Consider the following 15,551-nt stretch of genomic DNA (forward strand, 5'->3'; position numbering starts at 1 on the left):
AAATGGCGGGGCGGGCGCGCGGTTTACGATTTCGCCCCGGTCGGGGGCACCGTATAGCGCGTTGCGTGGCTGCCGACGAGGGCCACAGAGCGCACCGAGGCCCCCGCCTCGATCAGGGCAGCCCTGATTTTGTCGATGCTGGTCGCGCTCGTGACCGAGACCAGGAGCGCTGCGCCGTCGAAGGCGGTGTCGGGCACCGCCACGATCTCGGCGAGCGGCGACAGCGCGCGCGCGACCTCCGCGTTCCAGCCGGACACGCGGACACTGAAGGTCTCGACCTCGGTCACCAGGGCGCTGTCGGCGACGCGCGAGATCGCGAACACCGGCAGGGCGGCCGGATGGTCGGCACGCTCGATGAAGGGCATCCGCGCGATGATCTTCGGCGCGCCGTCCGCTTCCAGCTCCAGCCACCACGGCGTGCGGCTCGAGGTTGCCGAGACCATTGCCAAATCGCCCTTGGATTTCGCCACCGCCTCGACCGCGGCCTGCGCGCTGAAATGGGCGACGTAAGGCACCGTGAAGCCGAAATTGAAGCGCACGGAATCGCGCATCGCCGCCTCGCTGGCCGAGATGTCGGCATGCACGGAGAACGGCGCCTGCACATAGGTGAAGGTCGAGATGATGACGCGCCAGATGCTCTCGACCGTGTCGAGCGGCAGGATGCCGCGATGGCGCTGCACGAGCTCGCGCATCATGGATGCCTCGCGCGCCGGGCGGAACGCCGAGCCGACCTCCTGGGTCTGCTTGACCTGGATCAGGCGGTCGATGATGTCGCCGCGCTGCATCAACAGGCGGTGCATGCCCTCGTCGATCGCGTCGATCTCCTTGCGCAGTTCCTGCAGCGATGGTGGCGCGGGCGGACGTTGGGACATGTCTGGCTGTCGATCGTTCCGATGGGGAATGCCCTGATTAGGCAGTCGGAGCGGCGAAAGCAAAGAGAAATGACGTCCTTTTCGTCCCGCGCGACAGAGGCGAATTGAACCGATCCGGGCCGCGACTTGACGAAAACCGCCCAAGACGGTAGTTTTCATCCGTTCCGTGGTCATTTGAGCCGGCCGGCTTGCAGCCACGTTAAAAAACTCGCTAAACAGGCCGGGGACGCTTCCGATCCCGGCCGAACCTATCGTTCAGGCCGGGTTTTTCATGGCCTGATGCAAGTGGCGATCAAGGTTTGATCGCGAACGAGGTCGATGGTCAGATGGGTGGCGTCAAGTCGATACCGAGTCCTGCGATCAGCGCCGACGAGCGATCGCACGAGGTGGATCATCCGAGCTCGCAGGTCGCGCATTTCGGCAGCGAGCAGCCGCTGCGGCTCGATTGCGGCGTCGATCTCTCCCCGTTCCAGATCGCTTATCAGACCTATGGCGAGCTCAACGCCGATCGCTCCAACGCAATTCTGATCTGCCATGCGCTGACCGGCGATCAGCATGTCGCCAATGTGCATCCCGTCACCGGCAAGCCCGGTTGGTGGGAGACGCTGGTCGGCCCCGGCCGCCCGATCGATCCCAAGCACTACTTCATCATCTGCTCCAACGTGATCGGCGGCTGCATGGGCTCGACCGGGCCGGCGTCGATCAATCCCGCCACCGGCAAGGTCTGGGGTCTCGAGTTTCCCGTCATCACGATTCCGGACATGGTGCGCGCGCAGGCGATGCTGATCGACCGGCTCGGCATCGACACGCTGTTTGCGGTGGTCGGCGGCTCGATGGGCGGCATGCAGGTGCTGCAATGGACCGCGGCCTATCCCGCCCGCGTGTTCTCCGCGCTGGCGATCGCGTGCGCGACGCGGCACTCGGCGCAGAACATCGCCTTCCACGAGCTCGGCCGCCAGGCCGTGATGGCCGATCCCGATTGGCACGGCGGCGGCTATGCCGATCACGGCATCCATCCGCATCGCGGGCTCGCGGTGGCGCGCATGGCGGCGCATATCACCTATCTCTCGGACGCGGCGCTGCATCGCAAGTTCGGCCGGCGCATGCAGGACCGCGAGCTGCCGACCTTCTCGTTCGACGCCGACTTCCAGGTCGAGTCCTACCTGCGCTACCAGGGCTCTTCTTTCGTCGAACGCTTCGATGCCAATGCCTATCTCTATCTGACCCGCGCGATGGACTATTTCGACATCGCCGCCGACCATGGCGGCGTGCTCGCAAAGGCGTTCGCGGATATCAAGACCCGCTTCTGCGTCGTCTCCTTCACCAGCGACTGGCTGTTTCCGACCTCGGAATCGCGCGCGCTGGTGCATGCGCTGAACGCGTCGAGCGCGCGGGTGTCGTTCGCCGAGATCGAGACCGATCGCGGCCATGACGCCTTCTTGCTCGACGTTCCCGAATTCTTCGACATCTCCCGCGCCTTCCTGCAATCGGCAGGCAAGGCCCGCGGGCTGAAGGATAGCTAGCATGTCTGCGCAGGACGTATTGCCGCTGGGCGGCGTTGCGACCGGACGGTCCGGTGATTTTCGCGCCGATCATCGGCTGGTCGCCGAAATGGTCAAGCCAGGCTCGAAGGTGCTCGACGTCGGTTGCGGCGAGGGCGACCTGCTTCAGCTCCTGGAGACCCGCGGCATCGACGGCCGCGGCATCGAGCTGTCGCGCGAGGGCGTCAACCGCTGCGTCGCCAAGGGCCTTGCGGTGGTGCAGGGCGATGCCGACACCGATCTCGTCAATTATCCCGATGACGCCTTCGACTACGTGATCCTGTCGCAGACGCTGCAGGCGACGCGGCAGCCGCGGGTGGTGCTGGAGAATCTGCTGCGCATCGGCCGCCGCGCTATCGTGTCGTTCCCGAATTTCGGCTTCTGGAAGATGCGGCTCCAGCTCCTGATCGGCGGCCACATGCCGCGCACCGAGAATTTGCCGGCGACCTGGTACGACACCGCCAACATCCATTTCTGCACCATCAAGGATTTCGTCGAGCTCTGCGACGAGATCAACGTCAAGATGGAGCGTTCGGTGGCGCTCGATCTCTACGGCCGTCCGGTGCCCTTGAACCTGCCCTGGTGGGTGTGGAACATGTTCGGCGAGCAGGGCGTGTTTCTGCTGAGCCGCGGCGGGGGGAAGTAGTCTCTCTCCGTCATTCCGGGGCGCGCGAAGCGCGAGCCAGGATGCGCAATTGCGCATTCGAGATTCCATCGTGCAACACTGCCCGCTGCCCGATGGAGTCCGGGCCTGCGCCTCCGGCGCATCCCGGAACGACAGCTAGTGTGGGGCCAGCGACCTCGGGTCGCGTACTGGCCAGCGTCCCGCTTCCACCAGCGTCACGAACCGTGCCACCGTTTCGTTGAACAGCGCGGGCTCTTCGAGATTGAGCACGTGGCCGGACTTCGGAAACATCGCGAGTCCCGCCGCGGGAAGGTGCTTCTTCAGGAACAGGCTCGCGCCGACGCAGGGATCGTCCTCATCACCGCAGATGATCAGTGCCGGCGTCGCTGCGGCGCGGATCGCGTCCGTCATCGTAAAGATCGAGGGGCGGCCGCCCTGGAAGCCGCGCATCGTGCGCGCCGAGCCTTTGGCGTCGTGCCGTGCCAGCGCGGCGTAGAAATCGGCGTGGCCGCGCGGATCCTTCACCAGGAAGGGAATCCGGCTCGGCGCCTCGCGCGTGACTTTTGCCACTTCCACCGATCCCAGCGTCTCGAACTGCTCGGCATTGGCGCGGCACTGCTTGCGCCAAACCTCCAAATTCTCGAGCTCCGAACCCGAGCCGACGCCGGCCAGCGTCATCGAGAGCGCGCGCTGTGGCGCGTTCAATCCGATCTGGAGTGACGAGTAGGCGCCCATCGACAGGCCGACGAGATGCGCGCGATCGATCTTGAGATGATCGAGCACGGCGAGCGCGTCGCTGTAAAAATGCGTGTAGCTGTAGACCTCGCCCTCGGGCACGTCCGACGGCGTGTAGCCGCGTGCCGAATAGGTGATGCAGCGGTGGCTGCGCGAGAAGTAACGCATCTGCGGCTCCCAATTGGTGTAGTCGGCCGCGAACTCGTGCAGAAAAATGATCGGCGCTCCCAGACCCGCCTCTTCGAAATAGATGCGGACGTCGTCCCTGGTCGTGGCGTGGGGCATTAACCGTTTCCCTCTCTTCAAGCCGCCTTTGCAGGATCGCAGTTAATGCTGTTGTCCGCAATGCGGCAGCATTGGGCCAGTGCCAGCGCAAAATCATCGCAGCTATTCGCAGGCTATTGGCGTCTTTTTCTCGCCACATCCGGCGGCTTAACGGCCAGACGGATGTCGGCTCTTGCACAGGCCGATGGGAAGTGGGGTGTCAACGAAGGATGAAGAATGTTTGAGTTGCTTGCGTCTCGCCTGTCGCGTTGTGTTGTCGCGCTGGCGATCTTCTCCGCGGCATTTGCCGCATTCGCTTCTCCGGCTTCAGCGCGGCCGCATCATCGTCATAGCGCAGAGCGGCACGCTTACGTGCACCACGCCAGACATCATCATTACCGCCACCATGCCCGCAGCTCGCGCTTCGAGCGCAGCGCGGCGCAGTTGCAGGCGAGCGGGTTCGGTGGCACTTTTGCCAGCTATGATCCGAACACCAACAGCCCCGGCGTTGCCATGAGCGGCAATGGAGGAACGATCATCACCGGCGGCGGTCGAATGATCACGCGCGCAAGCCGTCGCGCGGCGATGAGCGCGAACGGCGGCATGGCGAATGACGCCACGAGCAGCGGTGGCTTTGGTGGCGGATCGGGCCTCGTCTCCGAGGCGCGGCGCTACATCGGCGGCAATCCGACCGGGCGCGGCAGGCTGTGGTGCGCGCGCTTCATGAATATGGTGCTGGAGCATACCGGCCATAAGGGCTCAGGCTCCGACATGGCGAGCTCGTTCGCCCGCTATGGCACGCGCGTCTCCGGTCCGCAGGTCGGCGCCATCGCGGTGATGTCGCGCGGCGGCCGTGGCGGCCATGTCGGCATCATCACCGGCGTCGACGCGCAGGGCAATCCGATCATGATCTCCGGCAACAACGGCAACCGCGTCCGCGAGGCACCGGTCTCGCGCGGCAAGATCTATGCGTATGTGATGCCGAATTGAGAAGGTGTCGTAGGGTGGCTTAGCGAAGCGTAATCCACCAACTTCGTTCGGTGATCGACGAAGCATGGTGGATTACGCTGAGCGACTGCACTTCGCGCAGCCGCTCAGCTAATCCACCCTACGGCCGCGGCGTTAGCTCACAGCAGCTTCGGCTCTTCCACCGCGACCGCGTCGCCGATACCGATCTCCCCGCCTTCGACCACCTCGGCGTAGATGCCGCAGTCCATGTGGCCGAGATGGCGCGAGAGCGTGGGCGGGATCTCGAGATCGCGCTTGGCCGTCACTGGATCCACATTGGTGGCGGGGCAGCGGACGATGCGCTTGACCACCTTCAGCCGCGCCTGCCCGATCGCAAGCGTCTGGCCGACGAGGTCGAGCTCCGACCAAGCCGGCCAGCCCTTGACGTAGAGATTGGCGCGGAAGCGCAAGGGATGCACGGCGGTACCGCCCAGCATGGTCTCGATGGCGCGGACGCTGCCGAGATTGATGATGGAGACCACCTTGCGGGCGACGTCGGAGAAGCTGTGGTCCCGGCCGGACAGCAGCTTCGGCGGGCCCTTCAGCTCCGGCTGAAAATTCTCCGCGAAATAGCGCTCGATCGCGGCACGCCCGGCGGCCGTCTCGAGGTCCCCGCTGGCGACGATCTGGCCGTCCTTGCGGATCGTCAGCACATTGGTGGCGTCGTCGAAGCGGCTGTCGAGCTGCGCCAGCCGCTCATTGCGCGCGAGCATCAGGAACTGGATCTTCGGCTTCCACTCGGGCTGCTCGGGATTAAAGCCGCTCGGGCCGTTCTCGATGGCGTAGCGCCGGTCGGCGGGCAGGGTCTGGCCTGTCCGCAAGGGGGCGCGGCGCAGGGGCTCCGGCGTAAGGCCCTTGATGGGGTAGCGGTAGAGGCCGGTGATCTCGGCGGTCTGGCTGGCTGACTTTGCGACAGGGGTCATGCCGTTACTTAAGGGATTCGCCCTGTCCCCGCCAAGCCGCCGCTCCAGCGCACGAAATTGTGAAGGCGCCTCTTTCGCACCCGCAACCTGCTTCCCACATCTGCCTCAGGCCGGCGGCAACGGCGGTCAATGACGACCGTTACCGGTTGAGAAACGTCAATGCGGTAATCGGAAACCCAATGAAGATGCCGTTTGGGGTGCCTTAGAGGGCCCCGAGGGCAGGCCGAGGGACAGAAAAGATGAATATTGAGAAATATACCGAACGCTCCAGGGGCTTCATCCAGTCCGCGCAGTCGCTCGCGATGCGCGAGGGGCACCAGCAGTTCTCCACCCTGCATGTGCTGAAGGTCCTCTTGGACGACAATGAAGGGCTGGCTTCCGGCCTGATCGACCGCGCCGGCGGCAATTCCCGTGCAATTCTCAAGGCGACCGAGGAGGCCCTCGGCAAGGTGCCGAAGGTCTCCGGCGGCGGCGCCGGCCAGATCTATCTGGCGCCCGAGCTCGCTCGCACCTTCGACGCGGCTGAGAAGGCCGGCGAGAAGGCCGGCGACAGCTTCGTCACCGTCGAGCGGCTGCTGCTCGGGCTCACGCTGGAGAAGACCAGCGAGGCCGGCACGATCCTGAACAAGGGCGGCGTCACCCCGCAAAACCTCAACGCCGCGATCGAGGCGCTGCGCAAGGGCCGCACCGCGGACTCGGCGACTGCCGAGAACGCCTATGATGCCCTGAAGAAATATGCCCGCGACCTGACCCAGGCGGCGCGCGACGGCAAGCTCGATCCGGTCATCGGCCGTGACGAGGAGATCCGTCGCACGATTCAAGTGCTCTCGCGCCGGACCAAGAACAATCCCGTCCTGATCGGCGAGCCCGGCGTCGGCAAGACGGCCATCGCGGAAGGCCTTGCGCTGCGCATCGTCAATGGCGACGTGCCGGAGAGCCTGAAGGACAAGAAGCTGCTGTCGCTCGATCTCGGCTCGCTGATCGCCGGCGCGAAGTATCGCGGCGAGTTCGAGGAACGGCTGAAGGCCGTGCTCCAGGAGGTCACCGGCAGCGAGGGCAACTTCATCCTGTTCATCGACGAGATGCACACGCTGATCGGCGCGGGCAAGGGCGACGGCGCGATGGACGCCTCCAACCTGCTCAAGCCGGCGCTCGCCCGCGGCGAGCTGCACTGCATCGGCGCGACCACGCTCGACGAATACCAGAAGCACGTCGAGAAGGACGCCGCGCTGGCGCGGCGCTTCCAGCCGATTTTCGTCAGCGAGCCGTCGGTCGAGGACACCATCTCGATCCTGCGTGGCCTCAAGGACAAGTACGAGCAGCACCACGGCGTGCGGATCACCGATTCCGCGCTCGTGGCGGCGACGACGCTGTCTAACCGCTACATCACCGACCGCTTCCTGCCCGACAAGGCGATCGACCTGATGGACGAGGCTGCGGCCCGGCTGAAGATGCAGGTCGATTCCAAGCCGGAAGAGCTGGATTCGCTCGACCGCGAGATCATCCGGCTCAAGATCGAGCAGGAGGCGTTGAAGAAGGAGAGCGATCTCGGCTCCAAGTCACGGCTCCAGACGTTGGAGAAGGACCTTGCCGAGCTCGAGGAGAAGTCGGCGGCGCTGACGGCGCGCTGGAGCGCGGAGAAGAACAAGCTCTCCGATGCCCAGAAGCTGAAGGCGGAGCTCGACGGTTTGCGGGTGGAGCTCGCCAATGCGCAGCGGCGCGGCGAATTTCAGAAGGCCGGCGAGCTCGCCTATGGCCGGATCCCGCAGCTCGAGAAGCAGCTGGCCGATATCGAGGCGAAAGAGAACTCAGGCGAGATGATGGAGGAGGCGGTCACCGCCAACCACATCGCGCAGGTGGTCTCGCGCTGGACCGGCGTGCCCGTCGACAAGATGCTGGAAGGCGAGAAGGAGAAGCTCCTGAAGATGGAGGAGCAACTGGGACAACGCGTCGTCGGCCAGGCCGAGGCCGTGCGTGCGGTCGCAACCGCCGTGCGCCGTTCGCGCGCCGGCCTGCAGGACCCGAATCGTCCCACCGGCTCGTTCATGTTCTTAGGCCCCACCGGCGTCGGCAAGACCGAGCTGACCAAAGCTTTGGCGGAGTACCTGTTCAACGACGAGACCGCGATGGTTCGCCTCGACATGTCCGAATACATGGAGAAGCACTCGGTCTCGCGGCTGATCGGCGCACCTCCGGGCTATGTCGGCTATGACGAGGGCGGCGCGCTCACCGAGGCGGTGCGGCGCCGGCCTTACCAGGTCGTGCTGTTCGACGAGATCGAGAAGGCGCATCCTGACGTCTTCAACGTCCTGTTGCAGGTGCTCGACGACGGCCGCCTGACCGACGGCCAGGGCCGCACCGTCGACTTCCGCAACACGCTGATCATCATGACCTCGAACCTCGGTTCGGAATTCCTGGTGAACCAGCCGGAGGGTGAGGACACCTCGGCCGTGCGCGAGCAGGTGATGGGAATGGTGCGCGGGCATTTCCGCCCCGAATTCCTCAACCGCGTCGACGAGATCATCCTGTTCCATCGCCTGCAGCGCAGCGAGATGGGCCGGATCGTCGAGATCCAGTTCGCGCGGCTGCAGAAGCTCCTGACCGATCGCAAGATCGTGCTGACCCTCGACGCTGCCGGCCGCGACTGGCTCGCCGCCAAGGGCTGGGATCCCGCCTACGGCGCAAGGCCGCTGAAGCGCGTGATCCAGCGTCACCTCCAGGACCCGCTCGCCGAGATGATCCTGGCCGGCGACGTCAGGGACGGCGATGCCGTTGCGATCTCCTCCGAAGGCAACGTGCTGACCTTCAACGGCAAGGCACCGCAGACAGCCGAGATTGCGCAGTTCGAGGCGCCAGTGGCGAAACGCAAGTTGAACTGAATGCGGGTGTTCGAAGCCTGAAACGACAAACCGCCCCGGAGAGGTCAGCCTCTCGGGGGCGGTTTTTTGCAGGGCCGTTCGCAGGCTCACTGCACGCGCCGGAGCCCGCACAGCGCGTGCTGTCGCCCGCATGGGGTGTTGACGTTGACCTCGCGCCACACGTCGGTAGCTGGTTTACCCGTGGACACGATACGCCTCCGCTGGCCCGAGGCACCTTCGCGGACCTGCGGTTGCTGGGCCTTGTATCGCGCCACGACGCGCGGCCCCGCCGGCAGGCGGGAACGCGCCGAGGCTATTTCTTGGCCACCTTGTAGATCGCGTTCTCGACGTCCGACGAGAAGTAGACCACCCCCGTCGCCCCGACGGCCACGCCCGTCGGAATGTTCGTCGGCAATCCGCCCGGCGCGCCCGGCAGCCCGATCGGCAGATTGGCCGCGATCTCCGTCACCTTGCCGCTCTCCGGCGCGATCGCGATCAGTCGCTTGGCGCCGGCTTCCGCGACGATCAGCGTGCCGTCGCTGCCGCGCGCGATTCCTTCGGGCATCTTCAGCTCCTTGGCGACCACTGTCTTTTCGCCGTTGCCGTCGATCCGGGACACGGTGCCTGCAAAGGCCTCGGTGACATAGACCTCGTCGGTCTTGCCACGGACGAGCCCGACCGGGCCTTCGAGGTCGCCAATCAGCGTGGTGCGGTCCTTGCCGTGCTCGCCGCTCACCTTGACCAGCGATTTGGTGCCGAGCTCGGCGACCAGGATGCTGCCGTCAGCGAGCACGACCGCGTCGTGCGGCGCCTTGAAGCCGTGCAGCATGTCGCGCGTCGCGCCGGTCTTGGCGTCGATCACCTGCACGGTGCCGGTGAACCAGCTCGACAGCACCACGTCGTTGCCCTGCGCCGTCGCGCTCATCGGATATTCGAGCGTGGTGCCGGCGGCGTGCATGCGCGCTTTCTCGGTGACCTCGCCGGTCGCGCCGTCCACCGTGCGGTATGCGAACACGTCGGCGACGTGGATCGTATCCTTGCCGTTCTCGCTAGTGACGCCGATGCCGCCGGGCAGCGCGAGCTTGCCGATGATGATCTGCTTGGACTGGCCGGTCGCGGGATCGACCTCCTGAATGCCGTTGTCGGCCATGTTGGAGACGTAGATGCGGTCCTTGTCGTCGATCGCGAGATTGTCCAGCGACGGCTTGAGCTGCGCGACCATGGTCTTGGCGCCCGATTTGGGATCGACCCGGACGAGCTGGCCGAGCGCGGTGTCGACGACCCAGAGATTGCCCTTGGAATCGAAATTCACTGCGGCCGGGACCTTGAAGCCGTCGGCAACGACGGTCAGCTCGGCCTTGTCGACGTCGACCTTGGCGACCTGGCCCTTGAACCAGAGCGGACCGTAGAGCTTGTCGTCGGGACCGAACTCGAAGCCGTTGAGGCCGCCCATCTTCTCCATGATCTGGCGCGGCGGCTTGGTGCCCTCGATGTCGATCTCGTAGAGCGTGTCGCCGAGGAAGACGGTGGTGGCATAGAGCCTGCCGTCCTTGCGGAAAGCGAGCGAGTTGATGCCGGGAAGGCCGCTCGCGAGCTTCTTGATCGGGCCATCGCCCTTGCGCGAATAGAGATCGCCGGTCAAAAATCCGGTCCAGGCCATGGTGCCGTCAGGGGCGAACGCGATGTCGTCGGCCATGCCCACCGGGGAAGGGATTGCAACCTTGGCGGTACCGGCGGAGATGTCGACCTCGTAGAGCGCCGCGCCGGCGACGCTGCCGGCAAACAGATGGCCGGCCTTGTCGACACCGAGCCCGTGCACGCCATGGAATGCCGAGCCGGGAACGAGTTTTGTCACTTCCCAACCGTCGGCTGACGCGCTCGACGCGGTGAAAAACGCAGCGACGAAGGCTGCGCAGGCGAGCCTGTTCTTCATGGCGAGACCTCCCGTTTTTTGGAAAGTATTCGCTCCTCACGGCGCTTTGGCAAACGAAACTTGACGTTGTGACGTGGCGAAGTAGCCTTGCGCGATCAACGCAGAGTCGTGTCGTGTTTGGAGATGTCCAGCCGATGTCGGCGGGCTGCCAGCTTACCGGTTGGCGGCTTACCGGTTAGTGACTTGCAGCGGGCCGCCGGTGGCGTCCGACATGCGGGCGATAGCGCCGCCGCGGCCGCTCATCATGCCCTCGAGCCGGTCGCGCTCCTTCTCGAAGCTTGCGAGCATCGGGCCTTCGAGCGACCGGCCGCGCGGCAGCTTCACGCGCATCGGGTCGACGAAGCGGTTGTTGACCAGGATCTCGTAGTGGACGTGCGGGCCGGTCGACTGGCCGGTCGAGCCGACGAAACCGATCACCTGGCCCTGACGCACCTTCTTGCCGGCTTCCATGCCCTTGGCGAAGGCCGACATGTGGCCGTAGGCGGTCTCGTAGCCGTTGGAATGCTTGATGCGGATGTACTTGCCGTAGCCGCCCTCGGGGCCGGCCTTCTCGATCACGCCGTTGCCGGAGGCGAAGATCGGCGTGCCGTAGGCGGTGGCCCAGTCGACGCCAGTGTGCATCTTCACATAGCCGAGGATCGGGTGGCGGCGGCCGCCGAAGCCGGAGCGCATGATGGCGTTGTTGACCGGCTTTCTGACCAGGAACTTCTTCGCGCTCTTGCCGGTCTCGTCATAGTAGTCGACGACGCCGTCGTCGGGGCTCTGGTAGCGGTAGTATTTCTTGGTCTCGCCGCCGACGGTGAGGGAGGCGAACAGCACGTCGTTCTTTTCGCTCGACGCCACGCCCTCGTCTTCGCCGGCATAGAACACGTCGAAGGAATCGCCCGGCTGCACCTTGCGCTGGAAATCGACGTCGTAGGAGTAGATCTTGATCATGTCCTCGATGACAGGCATCGGGACCTTGTTGCGCATCGCGGTCTCGTAGATGCTCTGGTACAGCCGCACGCCGGAGCCGTCATCGTCGTCATCGTCGTCGCTGTTGGCGCTGGCCGCAGCGTCCGCGACGGTGTTCATGCTGGAGACGTCGACCGCGACGTATTTGCCGAGATCGGACAGCGCCGCGATCGCCTCGACCATGGTTTCGTTTGCAACCACGACGCGATAGGGCTGCAGGCGGGCGCCGGGGCTTGCGGGCGCCATCAAAATGCGGAGCTTCTCGCCTTCCTTGAGGCCGCCGTCGCGGCCGCGGGGCCCGAGCGTCGCGGTGATCGCCTTGATCTCGTCGGCGGTCGCGCCGAGATCGCGCAGCACGCCAGCGACGCTGTCGCCCTTCTTGACCAGATGGACGCGTTCGCCGTTGGGATTGCCGCCGGTGATCTGCTCCTTGGTCTTGGGCAGCAGCGTGACGTTTTCCGGCACCACGCGCGTCTCGAAGCCGGCATAGGGATCGGACGGCGAGGCCTCGGCGGCGTAGGCAGTCCTGATGTCGGAGGGGCCGGTCGCGCCGGAGATGTCGGCGGCGGCGTTGGCGAGCGAGGCGTAGCGCACCCCGCCATTGCCGCGCCAATTAGCGGCGTCGCGCACCCGCATCAGGATGTCGTCGAGCGCCACCACGGCGGAAATCTTCGCCTTCGGCAGCACCGGCGACAAGTCCTTGGTGACGAAGGAGACCTCCGCGTCGGGCTCGACGGCTTCCGGATTGTTGGGGTCTTCCGCGGCCGTCTTCGGATCGGAGCCGACATCGGTGAGCAGGCGCTGGGCGTTGAACGGCGGAATTTTCGCCGACAGATCGCTCGTCGTCATCGACAGATTGCCGGCGATCCGGACGAAGGGCCGCACCCGCATCACGTCGCGGTTGCCGACGCGGGCGACCGTGGAGACGCGGACGATGTTGCGCGACGCCGTGGATTCGCTCGGCGGCGGCAGGCGGTCGCTCTTGTGCAGCGTGGCAGCGCGATCGGCTGCGCCGAAGGCCCCGCGCAGCGCGCCCTCGACCCGCTCCGGCACCTTGGCGAAGGTCATCTCGCCGTCGAGCGATGCGAAAACGGCGCCGCCGATCAGGGCTGCGCCGCAGAGTCCGGTCAGAATCGTGCCGCTGAACCATTGCACCGAGACGCGGCGGCGGTCGATCACGGCGGCTTCAGAACCGTCGACGGACAGCGGCGGCTCGTGGCCGAGATCGATGATCCCGGTCTCACGCCCGTAAGCGCCGCGTGACGTCCTGTGGTTCACTCAAGTCCCCCAATCAACGACCCAAGAAGCCCGGTTCGAACCTTGTCCGTGTCGCCCTCTTGAAGGGGCATCGCCGGAAAAAGGCAAGCCGCACAGTCGTTCGCGCTCAGAAGACCCCGCGAGGGGCCCGGCCGAAATTACGAACAGCTGAACGGAAAAAGCGCTCTCGATGTCTCTCGAATGTCCGGGGAAGGCCGCGTCATCTGCAAGATCGCCTTCCTCTGACCCCATGAAAACCGCCGGCAGCCCCCACTGGCACCCCCGCGATTCAAGCTTGTCTCTTATCAGAACGCCGCGGGATTGTGGCTCAAGTACGGCGTCTATCATGGAAAAAGTTTCCTGAATGACAGGCCGTAAAAGCCCGGTCTGAGGGGTGAGCAAAGCTAGGCCCGGGCCGAGCGGCTGATCCGGCCAGGTCTCTGGCCGTGGATTGCCGGGCCGCTTCTGGACCCGCCCCGCCAAGGTAAGCGGGGCGCCGGGGGAGGGGGAGGCGAAGGGCCCGGGAAGGGGGCCCTGGAGCGCCCTCCGGAGCCCGCCGGCGCGCAAACTTTTTTTCAGATTTTTTCCGGCGCGGGCGCCGACGTCGCGTCCCGCGCCTCGCTAATAGGCTGGAATTGCAGGAATTTTCGCGACGATCCACTGTGCGACGTTTTGTTGACGATTGGCGTTGACAGCCCGGAAGGTGGGGCCTATAACCCCAACCACTGAGCGCGGCGCCGCCGGGTCACTGACCAAGGCGAGCGAACGCGCCACTGATGCTCCTCACTTTGTTGAGTGACACAACAGCCGACACAAGTCGGTTGGAGTTCATTCATCGTCGGTAAGGGTGTCGGTACCCTTCCTGAGGGAAGGTTGAGGCCTCCACGGTCTCGGGCTGTTTGACAAGTGAAGATGAAGAAAGAGAAACGTGGACGGCGGAGTCCTTGCGGGTCTCGCATCTAGAAAGCTTCGGCTTTTTGGATCGGGACCGGACGAAAGACTTCGGCGGTACACGTTTTAAAGGAAACACCATCGTTGCCAGCGATGTGAATCGCGGGCAGCTCGGCGGCTTCGGTCGTCGGAAAAATGGTGGGACCTCGTCAAACGTTGTGATCAGCCGGTTCAAAGTTCAAGTCCAACTTGAGAGTTTGATCCTGGCTCAGAGCGAACGCTGGCGGCAGGCTTAACACATGCAAGTCGAGCGGGCGTAGCAATACGTCAGCGGCAGACGGGTGAGTAACGCGTGGGAACGTACCTTTTGGTTCGGAACAACACAGGGAAACTTGTGCTAATACCGGATAAGCCCTTACGGGGAAAGATTTATCGCCGAAAGATCGGCCCGCGTCTGATTAGCTAGTTGGTAGGGTAATGGCCTACCAAGGCGACGATCAGTAGCTGGTCTGAGAGGATGATCAGCCACATTGGGACTGAGACACGGCCCAAACTCCTACGGGAGGCAGCAGTGGGGAATATTGGACAATGGGGGCAACCCTGATCCAGCCATGCCGCGTGAGTGATGAAGGCCCTAGGGTTGTAAAGCTCTTTTGTGCGGGAAGATAATGACGGTACCGCAAGAATAAGCCCCGGCTAACTTCGTGCCAGCAGCCGCGGTAATACGAAGGGGGCTAGCGTTGCTCGGAATCACTGGGCGTAAAGGGTGCGTAGGCGGGTCTTTAAGTCAGGGGTGAAATCCTGGAGCTCAACTCCAGAACTGCCTTTGATACTGAAGATCTTGAGTTCGGGAGAGGTGAGTGGAACTGCGAGTGTAGAGGTGAAATTCGTAGATATTCGCAAGAACACCAGTGGCGAAGGCGGCTCACTGGCCCGATACTGACGCTGAGGCACGAAAGCGTGGGGAGCAAACAGGATTAGATACCCTGGTAGTCCACGCCGTAAACGATGAATGCCAGCCGTTAGTGGGTTTACTCACTAGTGGCGCAGCTAACGCTTTAAGCATTCCGCCTGGGGAGTACGGTCGCAAGATTAAAACTCAAAGGAATTGACGGGGGCCCGCACAAGCGGTGGAGCATGTGGTTTAATTCGACGCAACGCGCAGAACCTTACCAGCCCTTGACATGTCCAGGACCGGTCGCAGAGATGTGACCTTCTCTTCGGAGCCTGGAGCACAGGTGCTGCATGGCTGTCGTCAGCTCGTGTCGTGAGATGTTGGGTTAAGTCCCGCAACGAGCGCAACCCCCGTCCTTAGTTGCTACCATTTAGTTGAGCACTCTAAGGAGACTGCCGGTGATAAGCCGCGAGGAAGGTGGGGATGACGTCAAGTCCTCATGGCCCTTACGGGCTGGGCTACACACGTGCTACAATGGCGGTGACAATGGGATGCTAAGGGGCGACCCTTCGCAAATCTCAAAAAGCCGTCTCAGTTCGGATTGGGCTCTGCAACTCGAGCCCATGAAGTTGGAATCGCTAGTAATCGTGGATCAGCACGCCACGGTGAATACGTTCCCGGGCCTTGTACACACCGCCCGTCACACCATGGGAGTTGGTTTTACCTGAAGACGGTGCGCTAACCCGCAAGGGAGGCAGCCGGCCACGGTAGGGTCAGCGACTGGGGTGAAGTCGT

Annotated in this window: 9 protein-coding genes, 1 rRNA gene and 1 riboswitch (1 of these 11 only partly in view); of the genes, 5 read left to right on the forward strand and 5 right to left on the reverse strand. The window is 64.2% G+C overall.

Annotated elements, in window-relative coordinates:
- Window positions 1–23: 23 nt before the first annotated feature.
- Entirely contained in the window at window positions 24–872 is an 849-nt protein-coding gene (locus tag AC0WRY_RS04550) for a chorismate mutase (RefSeq protein ID WP_194405863.1), read from the reverse strand.
- A 156-nt stretch (window positions 873–1,028) separates the two neighbouring features.
- Window positions 1,029–1,108: riboswitch (SAM riboswitch) on the forward strand.
- Window positions 1,109–1,198: 90 nt separating this feature from the next.
- On the opposite strand from AC0WRY_RS04550, the gene metX reads away from it, so the two are divergent.
- Together metX and metW are read left to right on the forward strand one after the other, a co-directional pair.
- Window positions 1,199–2,395, forward strand: coding sequence for a homoserine O-acetyltransferase MetX (metX, locus tag AC0WRY_RS04555; protein WP_194405864.1), 1,197 nt, complete (start codon window positions 1,199–1,201; stop codon window positions 2,393–2,395).
- 1 nt (window position 2,396) lies between these two features.
- Window positions 2,397–3,059 carry a methionine biosynthesis protein MetW gene (gene metW / locus AC0WRY_RS04560; RefSeq protein ID WP_194405865.1) on the forward strand — a complete coding sequence of 221 codons (663 nt, stop codon included), beginning with the start codon at window positions 2,397–2,399 and terminating at the stop codon, window positions 3,057–3,059.
- 135 nt (window positions 3,060–3,194) lie between these two features.
- On the opposite strand, the gene AC0WRY_RS04565 is transcribed toward metW, so the two are convergent.
- Window positions 3,195–4,058: an alpha/beta fold hydrolase gene (locus AC0WRY_RS04565; RefSeq protein WP_194405866.1), complete on the reverse strand. Its 864-nt coding sequence runs from the start codon at window positions 4,056–4,058 to the stop codon at window positions 3,195–3,197.
- Between the two features lie 216 nt (window positions 4,059–4,274).
- On the opposite strand from AC0WRY_RS04565, the gene AC0WRY_RS04570 reads away from it, so the two are divergent.
- Window positions 4,275–5,027, forward strand: a complete 753-nt coding sequence (locus AC0WRY_RS04570; RefSeq protein ID WP_194405867.1) for a TIGR02594 family protein — start codon at window positions 4,275–4,277, stop codon at window positions 5,025–5,027.
- Window positions 5,028–5,164: 137 nt separating this feature from the next.
- On the opposite strand, the gene AC0WRY_RS04575 is transcribed toward AC0WRY_RS04570, so the two are convergent.
- Window positions 5,165–5,968 (reverse strand): MOSC domain-containing protein, encoded by an 804-nt coding sequence (locus AC0WRY_RS04575; RefSeq protein WP_194405868.1) that lies wholly within the window; start codon window positions 5,966–5,968, stop codon window positions 5,165–5,167.
- Between the two features lie 239 nt (window positions 5,969–6,207).
- Here AC0WRY_RS04575 and clpB point away from each other — a divergent pair, with 239 nt between their 5' ends.
- Window positions 6,208–8,847 (forward strand): ATP-dependent chaperone ClpB, encoded by a 2,640-nt coding sequence (gene clpB / locus AC0WRY_RS04580; protein WP_194405869.1) that lies wholly within the window; start codon window positions 6,208–6,210, stop codon window positions 8,845–8,847.
- A 292-nt stretch (window positions 8,848–9,139) separates the two neighbouring features.
- Here clpB and AC0WRY_RS04585 read toward each other — a convergent pair whose 3' ends face one another.
- Both AC0WRY_RS04585 and AC0WRY_RS04590 read right to left on the reverse strand, forming a co-directional pair.
- Window positions 9,140–10,759, reverse strand: coding sequence for an NHL repeat-containing protein (locus AC0WRY_RS04585; RefSeq protein WP_194405870.1), 1,620 nt, complete (start codon window positions 10,757–10,759; stop codon window positions 9,140–9,142).
- A 168-nt stretch (window positions 10,760–10,927) separates the two neighbouring features.
- Window positions 10,928–12,991, reverse strand: coding sequence for a M23 family metallopeptidase (locus AC0WRY_RS04590; RefSeq protein ID WP_194405871.1), 2,064 nt, complete (start codon window positions 12,989–12,991; stop codon window positions 10,928–10,930).
- Between the two features lie 1,115 nt (window positions 12,992–14,106).
- Between AC0WRY_RS04590 and AC0WRY_RS04595 the strand changes: the two genes are divergently transcribed.
- Window positions 14,107–15,551: ribosomal RNA gene (locus AC0WRY_RS04595) — 16S ribosomal RNA — on the forward strand (it continues 44 nt past the right edge of the window).

Source organism: Bradyrhizobium sp. T-12 (assembly GCF_058314695.1).